At 52.1% G+C, this 15,250-nt stretch carries 15 protein-coding genes; 1 reads left to right on the top strand and 14 read right to left on the bottom strand.

Translation table 11 applies throughout. The features are described from left to right. Window positions 1-45: 45 nt before the first annotated feature. From MDHKLMBL_RS19600 to MDHKLMBL_RS19665, 13 genes are all read right to left on the bottom strand, one after another. The gene (locus MDHKLMBL_RS19600; RefSeq protein WP_104272305.1) at window positions 46-624 is read right to left on the bottom strand and encodes a conjugal transfer protein TraW; all 579 of its coding nucleotides are present in this window, start codon (window positions 622-624) and stop codon (window positions 46-48) included. Beyond that, window positions 590-2,062 carry a conjugal transfer protein TraN gene (gene traN, locus MDHKLMBL_RS19605; RefSeq protein ID WP_104272307.1) on the bottom strand — a complete coding sequence of 491 codons (1,473 nt, stop codon included), beginning with the start codon at window positions 2,060-2,062 and terminating at the stop codon, window positions 590-592. Before traN ends, MDHKLMBL_RS19600 begins: the two co-directional genes overlap by 35 nt. Continuing rightward, the gene (locus tag MDHKLMBL_RS19610; RefSeq protein WP_104272308.1) at window positions 2,032-3,966 is read right to left on the bottom strand and encodes a conjugal transfer protein TraN; all 1,935 of its coding nucleotides are present in this window, start codon (window positions 3,964-3,966) and stop codon (window positions 2,032-2,034) included. The genes traN and MDHKLMBL_RS19610 overlap by 31 nt, the downstream gene beginning before the upstream one ends. After that, a complete protein-coding gene (locus MDHKLMBL_RS19615) occupies window positions 3,966-6,467 on the bottom strand; it encodes a TraC family protein (RefSeq protein ID WP_104272309.1) in 2,502 nt (833 codons plus the stop codon). The genes MDHKLMBL_RS19610 and MDHKLMBL_RS19615 overlap by 1 nt, the downstream gene beginning before the upstream one ends. After that, a complete protein-coding gene (locus MDHKLMBL_RS19620; RefSeq protein ID WP_104272311.1) occupies window positions 6,464-7,054 on the bottom strand; it encodes a TraV family lipoprotein in 591 nt (196 codons plus the stop codon). Before MDHKLMBL_RS19620 ends, MDHKLMBL_RS19615 begins: the two co-directional genes overlap by 4 nt. After that, window positions 7,054-8,229 (bottom strand): TraB/VirB10 family protein, encoded by a 1,176-nt coding sequence (locus tag MDHKLMBL_RS19625; RefSeq protein WP_104272313.1) that lies wholly within the window; start codon window positions 8,227-8,229, stop codon window positions 7,054-7,056. Before MDHKLMBL_RS19625 ends, MDHKLMBL_RS19620 begins: the two co-directional genes overlap by 1 nt. Then, window positions 8,229-8,981, bottom strand: coding sequence for a TraK domain-containing protein (locus MDHKLMBL_RS19630; RefSeq protein WP_104272316.1), 753 nt, complete (start codon window positions 8,979-8,981; stop codon window positions 8,229-8,231). The genes MDHKLMBL_RS19625 and MDHKLMBL_RS19630 overlap by 1 nt, the downstream gene beginning before the upstream one ends. Then, window positions 8,974-9,555, bottom strand: a complete 582-nt coding sequence (locus tag MDHKLMBL_RS19635; RefSeq protein WP_091643631.1) for a TraE/TraK family type IV conjugative transfer system protein — start codon at window positions 9,553-9,555, stop codon at window positions 8,974-8,976. The genes MDHKLMBL_RS19630 and MDHKLMBL_RS19635 overlap by 8 nt, the downstream gene beginning before the upstream one ends. Window positions 9,556-9,558: 3 nt before the next feature. Further along, window positions 9,559-9,828 carry a type IV conjugative transfer system protein TraL gene (locus MDHKLMBL_RS19640; RefSeq protein WP_104272318.1) on the bottom strand — a complete coding sequence of 90 codons (270 nt, stop codon included), beginning with the start codon at window positions 9,826-9,828 and terminating at the stop codon, window positions 9,559-9,561. Between the two features lie 24 nt (window positions 9,829-9,852). Then, window positions 9,853-10,218, bottom strand: a complete 366-nt coding sequence (locus tag MDHKLMBL_RS19645; RefSeq protein WP_199185556.1) for a hypothetical protein — start codon at window positions 10,216-10,218, stop codon at window positions 9,853-9,855. A gap of 2 nt (window positions 10,219-10,220) precedes the next feature. Further along, complete coding sequence (locus tag MDHKLMBL_RS19650; protein ID WP_158254299.1) at window positions 10,221-10,922, bottom strand: DsbC family protein; 702 nt, start codon at window positions 10,920-10,922, stop codon at window positions 10,221-10,223. A 319-nt stretch (window positions 10,923-11,241) separates the two neighbouring features. Next, complete coding sequence (locus tag MDHKLMBL_RS19660) at window positions 11,242-11,553, bottom strand: hypothetical protein (protein WP_104272325.1); 312 nt, start codon at window positions 11,551-11,553, stop codon at window positions 11,242-11,244. A 285-nt stretch (window positions 11,554-11,838) separates the two neighbouring features. Then, window positions 11,839-12,980, bottom strand: a protein-coding gene (locus tag MDHKLMBL_RS19665) for an IS3 family transposase (RefSeq protein WP_104272327.1) whose coding sequence is annotated in 2 segments (ribosomal slippage) — window positions 11,839-12,728 and window positions 12,728-12,980 — 1,143 coding nt in all. Because the reading frame shifts where the segments join, the coding sequence is not laid out codon by codon here. 238 nt (window positions 12,981-13,218) lie between these two features. Here MDHKLMBL_RS19665 and MDHKLMBL_RS19670 point away from each other — a divergent pair. Then, window positions 13,219-13,983 (top strand): DUF5131 family protein, encoded by a 765-nt coding sequence (locus tag MDHKLMBL_RS19670; protein WP_104272337.1) that lies wholly within the window; start codon window positions 13,219-13,221, stop codon window positions 13,981-13,983. A 210-nt stretch (window positions 13,984-14,193) separates the two neighbouring features. On the opposite strand, the gene tcmP is transcribed toward MDHKLMBL_RS19670, so the two are convergent. Next, a complete protein-coding gene (gene tcmP, locus MDHKLMBL_RS19675) occupies window positions 14,194-14,883 on the bottom strand; it encodes a three-Cys-motif partner protein TcmP (RefSeq protein WP_104272330.1) in 690 nt (229 codons plus the stop codon). Window positions 14,884-15,250 lie beyond the last annotated feature (367 nt).

The raw sequence follows: 15,250 nt of genomic DNA on the forward strand, positions 1-15,250 counted from the left end.
AGTTTAGCCTAATAATATATGGGAGTATATAGCACTATATGAAATTTAGAGATTGATCGAGTGTTCTTCGATTCGGAGGGTGCTGCCCTCTTGTGTCACGATCGATGGAACAAACTGCAGTGAGAGACGGTCGCGAACAGGAGGGGTAAGAATGAAAACAGGGCGCTGCAAAGCCATGGCGATATCCCGGTAATCACCTGAGGTGATCATGACCATATCCGTGGATTTCAGGTGAACCTGTGCCCAGGCAAGGTCATCTTTTGAGATAAACATAAGCCGCTGGGGAAGACGAACATGCTCCAGGGGATTAAATTGGAATCCCTTTGGATAGATGATTTGCCCATTTTGGTCCTTAACATCGAATTCGGCCGTGTAATAAGGAATGTGGTACCGAATGCGGTCTTCCCGCGCGCGAGGCAGAGACACGGCTTGCGCGGCAGCATTGCGCGCAACACCGTCACTCATCACTGTTTCCCAATCAACTTGAGCCACCTTGCTCTGGATCTCAGTCAGTGCATCCGGTTCAACAATCTCATAGGTGCGCCCAAGAACTTGGGATTCGGCGGCAATCAGGGATCCGGCAAGACAGCTACTGATTACTGTTATAAAAATCCGTAACACCATTAGAAATCTTCCCTTCAATTTGAGTCATGGTGTCTGGTACCAGGTCACCGTAATATTCGCTGAAATCGATCTTAGAAAAGTCGATTGATTGGAACTCCTCGGGTGTCAGCCCGCGACAGTTCGGAGCTTCCGGGGTACCGAAGCCGGCCACAGAGTTGAGCTGCGCTCGGCCTTGTTGATGGATGATGCGACCCATCTTCGAATTGAAACAGCAATACGATTTTGCTTTTTGGACGCACCCAACAAATTCCCATTCTTCCCGGCAGTATTCTCCAATCTCGTAGCAAAACCCTGAGCCATTAAGAACACCCGTTTCCGTAGATGTTTGATCGCAGGACTGTGTGAAGTAGTCGATTACAGCGCCGACCATGGCCGTTGGATCTACGACTACGCCATAGTTTGACATGACATCCCCAGCCACCGTGGCCGCCGCATTCGCCGCCACCATCGTAGGTGCGCCGGCGGCCAACGCAGCTTCATACTCCGATTTGCCCTGCGTAATCGAGTCGTAGACTGAAGTAATCATCTGGGTCGGGGAACCAGAGTCGCCGGTGTCATCCGCAAGCACTTTGCCTGTGTTTTTGCAGCAATTCTGGAACGCGGTAGATACTCCTGCTTTATCACACCTCATTGCTCTACCTGCAAAAATCATCATCTGTCCCAGGCAGGTTCCATCGGCTGCGGTCGTGCCATCGTCCTGATACATTCCAGTATCAATGTCGTCGACCACCGGCACTTGGGTTGCCAGATCAACACAGGCATTGGGGCTGCACTGTTGTTGTCCGGCGGCGTTTTCCATGCAGGAATAGCTGTTACCTAAAGGGCAGGCGTGTTGGGTTTCTAGGGCGCAGGTTTCAGATGTGGTAGAGAAAGAAACTTGTCCGCCTGCTTGTGAGGGGAGGCCCCCAGTGTAGTTGTCAGTGATCTGGATTGTGCCGACTAAACCGTTTGCACAGCTTGGGGTGGTCACTAGGTTCACAAGCGTTGTGCCCAGGAAGTTGGTACCGGATAGGCTCGGGGCGTCCCAAGTTGTGGAACCAGTAGCACTGATCGGATTGTTGTTTGTGCAAATGCTGTCGAAATCGAGCGTTGGGATCTGTGCGACCAAGCCAGTGGGGCCTGATGTTACGGCACCAGTCTTGAGATCGAATCCGACCGTGAAGGACCCGAATTGCCGAGCGACTTTCACATCAAAATTCAAAGCAACCGGGTTCGTGCAGACCATTTGTTGACTTGAGCTACAGTCAACGGCGGAAATTGGACATAGCGCTCCCCCGCTTGGCGATTCAAAACATGAAGCCGTCTCACCTGGTTGGCCAAGATCACCATTCATATTGAGATCTTGGCCACAGGACCAGTTGGCCGCATAAACTGAGCCGAGAGGGAGAAAGAGGCTTAAAAGTCCAATTAAAGCGGGTTGGCTGTGCCTGAACTGCATATCGTATCCCTTGATGCTTGGCGAACGGCCTGCAATGTTGCTGCGGCTTCTGCGAATTCATTAAGACATCCACACGACTGAACGACTGTCTCTCCGGGTCCAGCCGGACAAACGCCAGCGGAACACTCGTGGAAGAAGTAATCGAAGGTATTGGGGTCTGTGCGGTTCTCCTGCACGACGCCGTTCTGAACCGCGTCAGTTGCTAAGCGCGGCTTTCTGGTCTTACATGCCTTTGTGCAGGCAGGCACTGAAACCTCTTCCAGAACAGAAAGGCTTTCTGTCGGCGTCAGAACACTACCGTTAGACTGCTTCAAATAGTCTTGATAGCCAGTGTTCGTGGTGCTGGCTTGAACGTTGTCAGCCCGTTCGAGGGCGTCATCGAAATCGTATGTACCGGTGACCTGACAGCGATATTTGCGCGTTTTTTGCCACCACGGGCGTGTAGGTGTAAACGAGCAGGTTGAACCATTGATCACTTGGGTGGACGGTAACGGAGTAAGACCGGTATTGACGAAATTCTGATATGTCCAAACCCCGTCCACTTGTTCTTCCATGAGTGTGCATTCAGGGTCACTTTGGTATGCACTACAGCTGTTTGAAATGGTGTCAGGTTTGAGTTTACAGTCGGTATCGACATTTATTTTTGCGAGCGCGTAGCCTTCGCCATTCCCCGTAACTTCCACTCTAATTTTGAAGTCGACGGGGCCACCCGTCAGATAACTCTTAAAGTCGACATTTGGCGAGCGGACCCAGTTGGTTGAGAGCTCGCAAGCGCCCGGTGGTCGTCCGGTACCTGTCCAGTTTCCGTAGGGGCCATTCCAAAGCAGGTCGGCATCGGCGTAGATCTGCATCCAGTCATCGAATTTTGCGTAGTTGATTTTTGCTTCCAAAATCCGGCTTGGGTCCAAGACATTGAATTGAACCTGGCGCTCATACATTTTGCAGCTACCGGCCCAATAGTTGTCGCCAACTTGCCCTAATGAAAGCTGAAGGCAATCTGGGCCGCATGGAAAAATGTTTCCAGAACCGCCGGCATATTCAATGATGTCGTTCAGTGTGACTTCTTCCACTGGCACGTTCCGGGTTATTTGGCAGCTTTTGATTTGGACAGGGTCCGCTGTAGCGGCCGGAGATGTCGTAATCAAATTAAATTCCGGATCAGCGGCAGAGGCGGAGAAAGCATCGCTGGCGAGGTTACCCGGCGTGCTGTTGTAGGCTTTCAGCATTGGCGAGCCCGCAGCGCAGTCACCGGCCTTCTGTGCGTAAAAGTTAATCATCGGTCCGGTCACACCCACTTCGGAAACCGTGAGATAGTCCATTTGCGATGTCAGCGAACCGGTTGCGCCTCCCCCCAAATCATTGAGGACTTTGTCCAAGTTGCTCATAACTAGGCCAGTCCCGCATGAGTTATTCACGCAATAGCACCCGCCCAGCTTGTTTAGGGGAATCGGGGTCATGCCGATTTCGCCTGAGCCATTCACCACCCAAGACAGTCCCGAGCAGTTGTCCCAGGTCCCTGCGTTACACGAAACAGCTCCGTTTGCACATACACCGGACACCGGAACCCCTGGTGTAAATACCCGATCAATCGTGCCGTCCAGGTCGCTATCTTGAGAGACCGTCAAGGTGCCAATGTCACCGCTGGCCGAGGGTGCAACGAATATTTCCAAAAACTTCTGAGAGCCGCTGCAGCCCAAGTTGGCATCGAAGCTCTGGCCATCGAACGTCTTCATGGCGTCGGCAGACATCAGAGGTGTAGTGAAGTTCTGTTGGATGGCTTCGGCGCTTCCGTAGCTGCTTCTAGCATTGCCCACAGTGGTCTCGGCCTCAGTGACGGATGCCGGATCTGCCGATACAAATCCCGGTAAAAGTCCTATGAGGACGAGCAGAATCCAGCAATCCATTAAAGTGGCACTCCGGATAGTTTGGACACCGCCTGAGCTGGCGTCATACCCTGAGCAATCAGTGCGTTATATTTGGCAACCTCCTTGCCGTCGGACGTTGCGATCCAGTGATTCCAGGGATCCACAGACAGCCTGCCGATACCCCGGCCAAACGGCGTATCAAAGAAGATCTCAGAGTATTTGGGTTTGTTGGCTTTTACGGAGGTCAGGAGATCGACAGCCAGGCCCTCGTAGTCGAGAACCCCTTCATCTACAGCCTTCGCGTAGTCCTCGCATTCAAGGTAAAACTTGAATGCAGCGTTATTCTTGATGACCTGTCCGACAGGGCCGAATTTCCGGAGATCCAGCGGGCTCTGCGTAACAATGCCAAAGGCCCCGGAGTACTTGCGGGCGCGGCGATAGCCCTCTTCAATCAGGTTGCCGAGTCGGTTGTTCTCCTCCCCCCGGGAATCTGAAAAGTATCGCCAGGCCTCTTCGAACAGCACGAAGCGTTGTTCGGAGCGATCGGAAAGGTAAAGATCCTGGGTGACCGAGTTCATCACCTGCATAATCACCACGTTGAACAGCTCGACTTGACCTGAAAGCTTTTCAAGCTCCAGGACTACGAAACCATCGTTCGAAATATCGAATCCGCCGGCGCCATTGAAAAAACGCCCGTACACGCCTTTCGTCGTGAAATCGTGCAGGTTGAAGGCGAGTTCGTGAGCCTTGGAGACCGCACTAGGCAGCGGTTCGCCCTGGTCAGAGGCGAGTTTTGGATAGGACTTCAGGTAGTGTTGAACAGCATCGATTCCGTTGACGATGTCGCCGCGGTCTGCAGTCCAACGAACGGCTTCCTTGATCAACGTCCATTCCGTTTCGTGCAGCGGTTGGCGAGAGGCGGAATATGCCATTTCAGCGAGGATGTTGGCGGTGGTCATGAGGTCCGCGTTTCGGTCATCCTCATCCTTGGAGTTGGTGTTGAACGGATTGATCGTGATCCGCTCTTTGCCGAAATCCATAAACCGGCCGCCGACCATATCGCATTGCTTCTGAAGGCTGTAACCAATGTCGGTTACTCGAACCAATGAGCCTGCAGCGTAATAGTTTTTGCAGAGATCGTTGAGCGTGTAGGACTTGCCCGCACCCGAACCGGCGGCAATGAGGAAGTTATGGTTGGGTGCTCGCTTGTCGAACACGTCCATGCCGACCAGCTGCCCTTTGCGCCCGACGTAGAGTAGGGCGGGGTCGCTGGATCCTCGAAAATCGCCTTGAATGGGCATGAAACGAGCCACGGCGCTCAGTGGCGCGTAGAAATGTCGGTCGAGCAAGCCGATGTTTTTATCAATGTCATAGAGACCGAACGGCAAAGAGGCAATCAGCATCGGTTTCTCAAGCACCGATTCTTCCTGCATCACGAAATCTTTGGATTCCCAGAGTCGACGGGCGCGCGACACCGAATCAATGCATTCAGCTTCGGTATCTCCGAGGATGACCAAGGATGGAATGATTGTCATAAACCGTTCCGATTCGAGCTTGTCCAGAGCCCAGCTAAACTCCTCAGTTCTTTTCTGAATGGCCTTTGCAAAAGAGCCTGTGCCTTTTTGCGCCATGGTGGCGCTGGCCTTTTGGTGCAAAGAGGTTTTTATGTCTTCGAAAACAATGTTCAGGCTGAAAATAAAAGGCGTGGTTATCTGATCGGGATCATCCGGTGCGCCCATTACGCCACCGGTCAGGGTGTTGGTGGTGAAGGTATCGATGGATTTTGCGTTAACCTTTGGCGTAATCACCCGGCCAAAACGCTTGCCGAGACGAAACGGTTTTTCGCCTCCTGAGAACTCAATTTTGGTTTCCGCATTGATGATCTGCTTTCGCAGCGGAAGCCGGGAATCAACATGGCCATTCGGATCGGCGTCGGCATCGTTGAAAAACTGCCGTGCCCAGGCAACCAGATGATTTGGTCCCATCCGTGCCGGGGCAAGGTGGGCGGCTTGCAAGGTTTCTTCAGCGATCGATAATACTTCGCTTGATAGCGGTTTCGCAGTCTTGATGCAGACAAACGCTCGCCAATTTCGAACGGGAATGCCGTGATAGCAGCGCATTCCCTTAGTGCCCGCTTTTAAGAAGCTGGTGTATTGCTCAATAGATTTCTGGAGCAGAGGTGTTCGGCGCTGTTTGTTGCGCGAATAGGCTTGAAGGATACCGTTCACGTTGTGATCAGGCGCAAGCATAATTTGGATCTGGGTTCTTTTCGGATAGGTGACCGATAAAAACGTTTCTAATTGTTTAAGGTCCCGCCCGCCTAAAAAGGTGAGAGGGCATATCTCGAAAAGGTAGCCGTAGCGGTTATCCAGGGTCTGGAAGGCACCCAGCTCTTCATCGAAACTCACCCAGGGTAGAAAGTCAGAAAATTTGTTTCGGCGAAGTTCTTGCTCAAGGTCCCTGTGTGTAATGCCGCCATTGTCGCCAACGATCAACGACCAGATTTTTGAGAGGGGGCCTACTTTCTCTTCAGCTGTCATTGGCTGCTCCCCTGCACCTGGTCAATAAGCGAGTCAGTAAGTTCCGGCTTTTTATAGAGGTATTGGCCCATCACGAAACGCGGTTCCTCGACAATGCTGTAGACGAATCGAGGCATGTATAGCCGGTTGCGTTTCAGTTCACTTGAGTAAGGAAGAATCATGGTCCGGACGGAGCGCGGAGGTTTGATCATTGGCGTCCGGGGCGCCTGGATCATGGTTCCGAGTTGGTTGTAAACCTGGTCGCGGTATCCGCTGTAAGCTGACTGAGGGGGTGCAAAAGAAGGATCTGCATCGGGAGAGGACGTCGGCGCGCCATAGGATGTCGACACACCGATAGGTTGCTCCCTCACACGCTGGGATCCAGTCAACTTGTCCGTTCGCTTCGCTCTGGCTTGACGCGCTTGCTCGGAGGCCCTGGTCATGTGCGGATACTTTTCTACCCCTGTCACCGCCTCCTCATACGCATCTTCGACAGAAATACATTTTCCAAAGTTGTCCTGTAGATTGCAGGAGAACTCGTTTTCATAGGGCACCAGAGAACAGCCGCCCAACAGGCTGATCGCCAATAGCAGAGTAAATTTTTTCATTAGCCTTTCTCCATAATGCTGAGATCTGTTCCTTTCTGGATGACAACGGTCAGCCTTTTGGCTGCGCCGACCTCAATGATGGGAACGGTTTGTTTTGCGAGATCCAAAAACAGCTTTTGGACGGCTTCAGAGCCAGACTTGAGGGCTTGACCGCCGGCGGATTGGACAATTGAGTCTGTGTCGATGATTTGTGTGGTTCCGAGAGGTGAGGTAGACGTCGTCGCAGCCGCACCGGCAATGCCGTTTCCTGCTCCCTCGAAAAGACCTGCGACGATCATTCTCATTACATGAGCGCCCATCTTTGAAACAACTGGACCGGTAAGCCCGCGCACGCCGTCACTGTCAGCAACGAACCCCTGTACTGGCTGATCAATGACCGCTGTCCCATCCAGGCTCATGCAGGAAAGACTGACCAGCTGAAGGTTTACACGCTCCTGAGCGAGATTTGCCGTCGCATTGGCGATGACAAAGCAGCCTTTCAGGTTGGCTTTGACACTGTTTGGTAGCACCGCGGGCGCCTGAACCCTGAGCATTACAGGTTCGGGGTTTGCGTCACCTAGTTCCGAAGTAAGGGCACGAATACCAGTCAGCAGAATTGCAGGCATGTGGCTGGGCGGCATGTAGATCGAGTTCTTTTTTTTTGAACCTGTCTCCGGTTGAAAGTCGGTGCCAGGGGCACGGCCAATACCGCCGACAATTCTCGCTTCAACCGGAATATTGTTGAGGGAGGATTCGGACGCGCTATAACTGGGGACATAGGTTGGAGGCTCCGGATAGGATACTTCGCCTCCGGATTCCGGGGCTTGGAAGTCGGAAAGGGGATTCACCATTTCCTCTTTTCCGGTTTCTTCACCCTGACCCTGACGCTTCAAGTCGTTCTGAGAGGTCTCCAGTGCCGCAAGCAGAGAGTCATATTGGCGTTGTCGCCGCTCCATTTCGGCAAGTGTCTCGCCGACGTGCTTCAAATCCTTGTCGACTTTTGCGCGGATGTCGTCTTCCAGGAGATCGGTACCTAGAGATAGGTCTGTCGTTTCAACCTCTTTAATGGGCTCCTTTTCGTCTTGACCGGAGGCGTAGTAAACGAACAGCAAAAGAGCGAGGAAACCAGCGGCAATGCTATATTTCCGGTACTTGAGTCTGTCTTCGGCGCCGAGGCCATTCCACCAAGCCTTCATTAGAAGCCCTCCTTAGAGACCACAAACAAACGTCCTACTTGGCCAGGTTCCAAGCTCAGCGGATCCATGGTTACCGCAAAGATCGATTCGCCAATGGCAGAGCTCAGGAAATCCGTCTCGCTGAAGGTGGTTGTAGTACTGGTTCTGACCAAAAACTCCTTTAAGGAAAGCCCCAATCCATCCACTCGAATTGTCCGGCGCAACGCGAGTTGTGTGTTTGGCTTGCCAGCGGTCATGCGTGATACCCATTCGCTGTTCGTGTTTGTGCTGACCGAAAAGCTGTCTGGGATGTCGTCCTCAAGGGCCGCCTTAGTCAGATAGACCGCGCGCTCTTCATCGGGAAGGGGAGAGAGCAGTTCCTGGTTGTCTTTGATGCGGTTTTTCGCGCCCGTAGAAAGGCGAATTGTTTGCCCGGGAATGTCCTTTGGAGACACCATTAAGGTGTAAATTTCGCCGGCGCAAACCAGATAGAACTCGGATCGCGCTGAAACATATTCCTGATTCAGCCCATCATCCTGAATCAGAAATTTGATGAAGCTATTATTCCCGTTGTTTTCAACCACGATCCCTTTCTCTTGAGAGAAAAAAGCATCGTTAATTGCACCGTCGACACAGGTAACTCTGTTGATGTCTCGATTGGACATTTCCACTGGTGTGACAACGTCAGGCTTCACAACCTGCGTGTGAGCAAGCGCCGGCAAACTTACTAACATCACGGCCAGTGCCGAGTTCAAAAATTGTTTGTTAAGCATCGTTCGATACCTCCTTGATGCCGGTAAGCCAAAATCTTCCTTGCTCGAATGAATAAGAGATCTGGTAGGTGACGTTTTCCGTGCTGGTCACCGAGTCACCCACAATCCGCTTTTTCACGCCAGCAACGTGAATGGTGTCGTCGCCTACTTTTTTAATGTCTCGATTACCGCGCCATTGAACGACATAGGAGACTGTCGGGTAGCGCTCAATACCATCTGCCAGTCGGGTAAATAGATCGCGATATCGGGAGTATTCGTCGGGGTGAATGAGTGGCAACAGCTCATTCAACTGCCTTCTGGCAGTGGCGGCTGAAAGGTCGCCCGCCATATGAACGATGTAACGACTCATTGAGCGCAAGTAATCATCAGATGCCGTGGATCCGGATATAACGAAGTCGCCCTGTCCACCAATGGGGATCAGGTGAACGCGTTGTTCGTCTAGCTTCGATGAAATTGTGGCTGTCTGAAGACCTGCAAAAATCACCACCGCCACAAACCCAAATTTGAGCAGCCGGTTTTCGGCAAAGACATTGCTCGAATCCTGGACAAACAGATTGGAGAAGAGACTTTTCATGGGTCACTCGTGAAATTTGGTGGCAGTGGGAATGGGATAGCCTTTGAGTTCAAAGAACCCGTTGGCATAGGCCAGATGGCTGAACCAGCCTCGAGCGCGCTTTCGCTTCATAGGAATAAGGAGGGCCGGACCAATGAACAGCGATATCCAGGCGAGGCCACCAAAGATGGCGGCGCCAAGATAAAAAATCACTATGATCGCCATTTCATGCGCGTCAAACCAAAGGACTTGAAGCGGCTGATGAAGGTAAATCGGTAGTCGTGATTCGTTCACAGTCGGCCTCCGGTTGTGGCTCGCTTAGATGATCATGCCAAGCGAAGTTGTGATGCTGTCAGCCTTGATCATGGCGGTACCGCCCAGAACACCGCCTGCAGCAAGCATCCAGTTCTTGGTGATCTGGACTGCGGAAAGGACAATCGCAGCCAGGCCGCCGACGAACCCAACAGGGCCTTTCAGCATGTCGTTAACCGCTACGTCGTACAGGTCGAATGCGAAGGTACCGGAAGCCGGAGCTGTGATTGCACTGGCAGTCATCGAGCCCAGCACAAGCATGGGTACGGCGGCTACGGGGGCAGCAGAGCGGAATGAACCAAAACGAGCTTTGGCGATGGCGCTCAGGCGAGACAGTTCTGCGTGAGCAGTTTGAGAAGCAGACACTTTCATTATTAACTCTCCTTGGTTTTGTTGGCGAGGTAATTGGCGATTACCTCTTCCCTAAAGCCCGTCACCGGGCTCCCATCGAGGATCAGTGTCGGTGTTCCTTGAACTCGCCACTGACTCGATACGTCGGCGTGAATCTGAAGCTGCTCAGCACCGGTGTCACAGGTCGCTGTGGGCTGGATTCGACGCAAATAGATGTCATCAAAAGCCGCGGCTTTGTCTTCCGAACACAGAATGTGTTGGGCTTTGGCCGGTGCGGTTTGAGGGTGAATCGCGGTCATGAAGAAAATCACGCGCTTAACTGGCACTGCCGAATCGCGTATGAATTCGTCATAGCGAATGCAATAGGGGCAATCCGGGTCTGTGAACTCGATAATGGGAACGCCATTCTCGGGGCCGAGAATGAGTGCTTGGTCGTACGGAAGGTCTTCAAGCCGGAGGCGGTTCGCTCGCGCAATGGCTTCTGCAGTTAGCGACTGACCTTCGAGGTCATAAATCTCCCCAAACACCAGAGCATTGTTTTCCGCCGAGAAGTAAATTACCTGGGCCCCGCTCAACGTCACTTCGTACAGGCCATCGATAGGGCCCGGCCTGACGTCGTGGATTTTGGAATTGGTGAACTTTGCAGCCAGGGTGCTCTTGACCTCTTCGATGGTCGTCGCACGGGCTGTGATTGAGAGCGCAATCAGAAGGATTGCCGAGATCATTCGAAAGCATTTCATTTGGAAGACGTCCGTGATTGAGGTTTGGTCAGCTCCTGCAAGAGCCGAGGATCGATATGAACACCGCGCGCGATTTTTTCTAACTTGGGCTTGGGGAGGCGAGCATGGTCCAGAATGAGCCAAGTGCCTTCAGAGAAAACCACTTCGCTTTTGGGCTTGCTGGCCAGAGCGGGGGTGGTAATCCCGCTCAGGAGTGCGGCCGCTAGTAATATAGCGTTAGTCGTTTTCATATAATCTGTGCAACCTACAGGTGGTGACTTACACAGATGGAGTATAGGGCAGCTTTATACGCTTGTATATAAAATTATATGATATTTTTCGACTTCTTCGCGAGGTACTTCACCAGGGAGGTGTAAATGACGCGGTTTTGCGGCTGGCTGTCTTCTTCGGCTCGAGTTTTCACTTCCATGACGATAGGGTCCGGCAACCAAATGCTGATATAGACGCCGTCGCGGGGAGAGGCAAGGTATTCAGGGTCGTTTGATGTGAGAAACCAACTCACGGCATCGCGGTAGAGTTGCTTTAAAAAAATCCCTTCTTGAGCAGCATAGGATTTCAACGCAGATCGAGTGTCTTCACCCAACTTTAGTTGCTTGAGAGTCTCATGCGTGTCCAATGGTGTCGCTTCCTGGTGAGTTTATGGGCACCGTCCATGGCGTGCCGCGACGGATCAATAGGAATTATATAGTATTATATGAAAATGTCTAAATAAATTGGCGTGCCAGCTCGGCCATGGGAGGGCTGGCGCTGTTACTGTAGTCCATCTTGCCCACTGCAAAGTCGGTTTTGACCCTACCCCAGAATTTAGGTCCATTTAAAACAGGAACAATCGGAGTGACCCTGACCCCGTATTAGGTCCACCCAGAGTTGGAAAAATCCGGCTCCTGACCCTGACCCCGTATTAGGTCCACCCAGAGTTGGAAAAATCCGGCTCCAATTGCTTCTGCTTTCTTCGTGAAACCGCATGTTTTCTGGCGTAGTCCGAGGGCGTGCACCACTCCAATGCGGAATGGGGTCTGACTTGGTTATAGAACGTCCTCCACGCTTCGATTTTCTCCCTGGCGTCGGCCAGTGACAAGAACCAATTTTCATTCAGACACTCCTGCCGGAGGCGTCCATTGAACGATTCTACCGTTGCGTTGTCGGTAGGCTTTCCGGGCCGTGAGAAGTCGATTTCGATGTTCCGCTCATAGGCCCAGCGATCCATGACCTTGCCGGCGAACTCCGAACCGTTGTCGGTCTTAAGCACGTCCGGGTTGCCCCGGAAGCGCGCAATCGCCGTCAAGGCTTCTTGAACATCATGGCCTTTCAGGCTCTGTCCAACCACGATGCCGAGGCACTCCCTGGTGAACAGATCGATAATCGTCAGCAAGCGCAGTCGCCGACCATCAAACAGCGCGTCTGAGACAAAATCCATGCCCCAGATGTGATTTGGATGGGTGGCTCGTTGAAGTGGCTGACGGTTCTTGGCCGCTTTGTTGCGCTTCGGACGCTTGAGGCGAAGTGACAACCCCTGGTCCCGATATAACCGGTAAACCCGTTTGTGATTGTCACGCCAGCCCTCTCGCTGCAATTGGACATGCACGCGTCGGTAACCGTAGTGAAGCCGCGTGAGAGTGATCTCACGGATCCTCATCGATAATGCTGACGAGTCCCTTGCCACCGATTGATAGCGATTAGACGCCCGGGAAAACTGCAAGACCGCACACGCCTGGCGCTCGCTAACCCCATATCGCTTTTGCAGGTCAGCCACCAGTTGGCGCTTACGAGGCGGTCTCAGAGCTTTTTTGCCACCACATCCTGAAGCATGGCCTTATCCAGGCTCAGGTCGGCCACCAGCTTCTTCAGGCGCTGATTCTCCTCCTCCAACTGCTTAAGGCGCTTCAGCTCTGACGGACCCAGGCCTCCGTACTTCTTGCGCCAGTTGTAGAATGTGGCGTCCGAGACGCCCATCTTGCGGCACACTTCCGGGACCGGCGTACCCAGCTCGGCCTGCTTCAGGGCGAAGGCAATCTGCTCTTCGGTGTAACGCGATCGCTTCATGGCATGATCTCCTGCTCAAGGCTCTATCATGCCGGATTTTCCAGTTCTAAATGGACCGAAATTCTGGGGTAGGGTCACGGGGCCAAGTAGGAACAAGCGGCGATGCCTGATTTGTCGCAAAACGGATATGTTTTCAACTGAGTAAGTTGCACCTCGCTCAACTTACCTTGAAAATTACAACCTATTGAACCAACCTAATTTCAGCTGGCTGTATATTTATACAGATTAGGGGATGGACATGGCGACGAATAGCAGCATCGAATGGACAGAACAAACCTGGAACCCGGTAACTGGTTGCACCAAGGTTTCTCCAGGCTGCAAGCATTGCTATGCCGAAACCATGGCACGTAGATTGAAGGCAATGGGCGCCAATGGATATGAGAACGGATTCAATGTCACCTTACATCCGGAGCGTTTAGGTCAGCCGCTCCAACGGACGAAACCGACGACCTACTTCGTGAACTCCATGAGTGATCTTTTCCACGAAGACGTCAACGATGCTTTCATTGACAAGGTCTTTGATGTCATTGAAAGAGCTTCTCAACACACGTTTCAGATTTTAACAAAACGCCCAGAGCGGCTGTTAGCCTACTCGAAGGGGCGCTCTTTCCCAAAAAATGCGTGGTTGGGTGTTTCAGTAGAAGACAGACAGTATGGCGTGCCCAGGATTGATGTTCTTCGGCAGCTGCCTGGAATCACAAGGTTTCTTTCCATCGAGCCATTGCTGGAAGACATTGGTAGGATCAACCTGGATGGAATCCACTGGGTGATAGTCGGTGGTGAGTCAGGCCCCAAAGCTCGCCCTATGAAGGCAGAGTGGGCATTGAATTTGCGCGACCAGTGCCTGTCCTCTGGCGTGCCATTCTTCTTCAAACAGTGGGGAAACTGGGGAGCGGATGGCGTTCGCCGGTCCAAAAAGGCAAACGGCCGTGATCTGGTTGGTCAAGTGTATGATGGCTATCCGATTATCGCGCATTCTCGCGCTTCCGAAGAATGTGCGTAGACACCTTTTCAGCCAAGGCTTGCGCAGTTCGCGACGAATTTGAAACAGCGAACATGAAAAGGAACAAAGGCCTGCCATTGTTGTAAAGGGTTACCGGCTTGGCCACATAGGCAAACTGCTCCTCTAACCTCGACTTCACAAAGCCCGTAACCTCCTGAACATTCAACCGCTCCATACCAGTAATCTCAACTTCCTCAAAAAGGTCTCCATTTATCGGTTCCGGCTTCGGTTTGTAGAGTGCATCCAGCCATTTATCGGTTCCGGCTTCGGTTTGTAGAGTGCATCCAGCCATTTATCGGTTCCCAGAAGGCGGTTAATCGTGTTGACCCATGTCGGGTCGAGGCGTTCCGAGTCCGTGGGTGTCATTCTCATAAGCGCTGAGATTGGGAACAACAACCAGAGATCGATTCGGTTGGAGCGAGCAACGTAGGTTAGAGTCTTCCAATTCAATTCTGTGTTGTATGGATCGATGAACAGAATCGCGCGGTCATTAGATCTCAAGCTACTGCAAAATCGCTTCACAAAGTCGTTGGCGTCGAGGTTAGTAATAGTCGTGACTGGCTGCTTGTCAGGATACTCAGTGAGCAGTTCTTTCAGAGCCTCATAATGCTTTTTTGAAAGATCGTTGAAATGATACCCATCGAAAGGAGGTTCGATGTTCAGCGCGATGCGTGCAGAGCCTTCCATGTCCTCATGTTCGAAAAAGGCACCTTGGTCACTCTCATTCTCAAAACTCTGTTTTCCAGTGCCAGCAAAGGCGTCCGCATAGTGCAACTTGAACGGTGTCTTGCTCAGTGCTCTGGTGAAGAATCCAAGATAGTCCTGCAGGATCGCCAACTTTAGTCGGGTCCAAGGCCCTCCAAACTTGTGTTTTGTCATGCGTTTTTCTTCCATGATCATGAATTCAACCGAAAGTTATAGCACACCCCTGTCAAAGCTACAGGACATGATTTTTGGTCAGTTTTCTATAAACAGTACTGTGAATAATCTTATCGATAGTGTTGCAGTCTAAAAATCGGCTGCATCCTAATAATCCCTGGAACTCACCGCTCTACGCCAAGCGGGTCAGGTAGTCTTGCTTTGTGTAGCTTACAATTTTTTTGGCTTGGCCATTGGTGGCTTCGCGCCTAGCTTATAAAAAAACCCTGAATCAGTGACTCCGCTCGAATATAGCACCCTGAGCCTTGGTTGGCTCACGCCTAACTCATTTTTGAAGCCAGTCCGGTTATGTTGAGAGCACGACTGTCAGTTTACCGATTGAAACACC

Origin of the sequence: Marinobacter flavimaris (assembly GCF_002933295.1) — a bacterium.
GTDB lineage: Bacteria > Pseudomonadota > Gammaproteobacteria > Pseudomonadales > Oleiphilaceae > Marinobacter > Marinobacter flavimaris.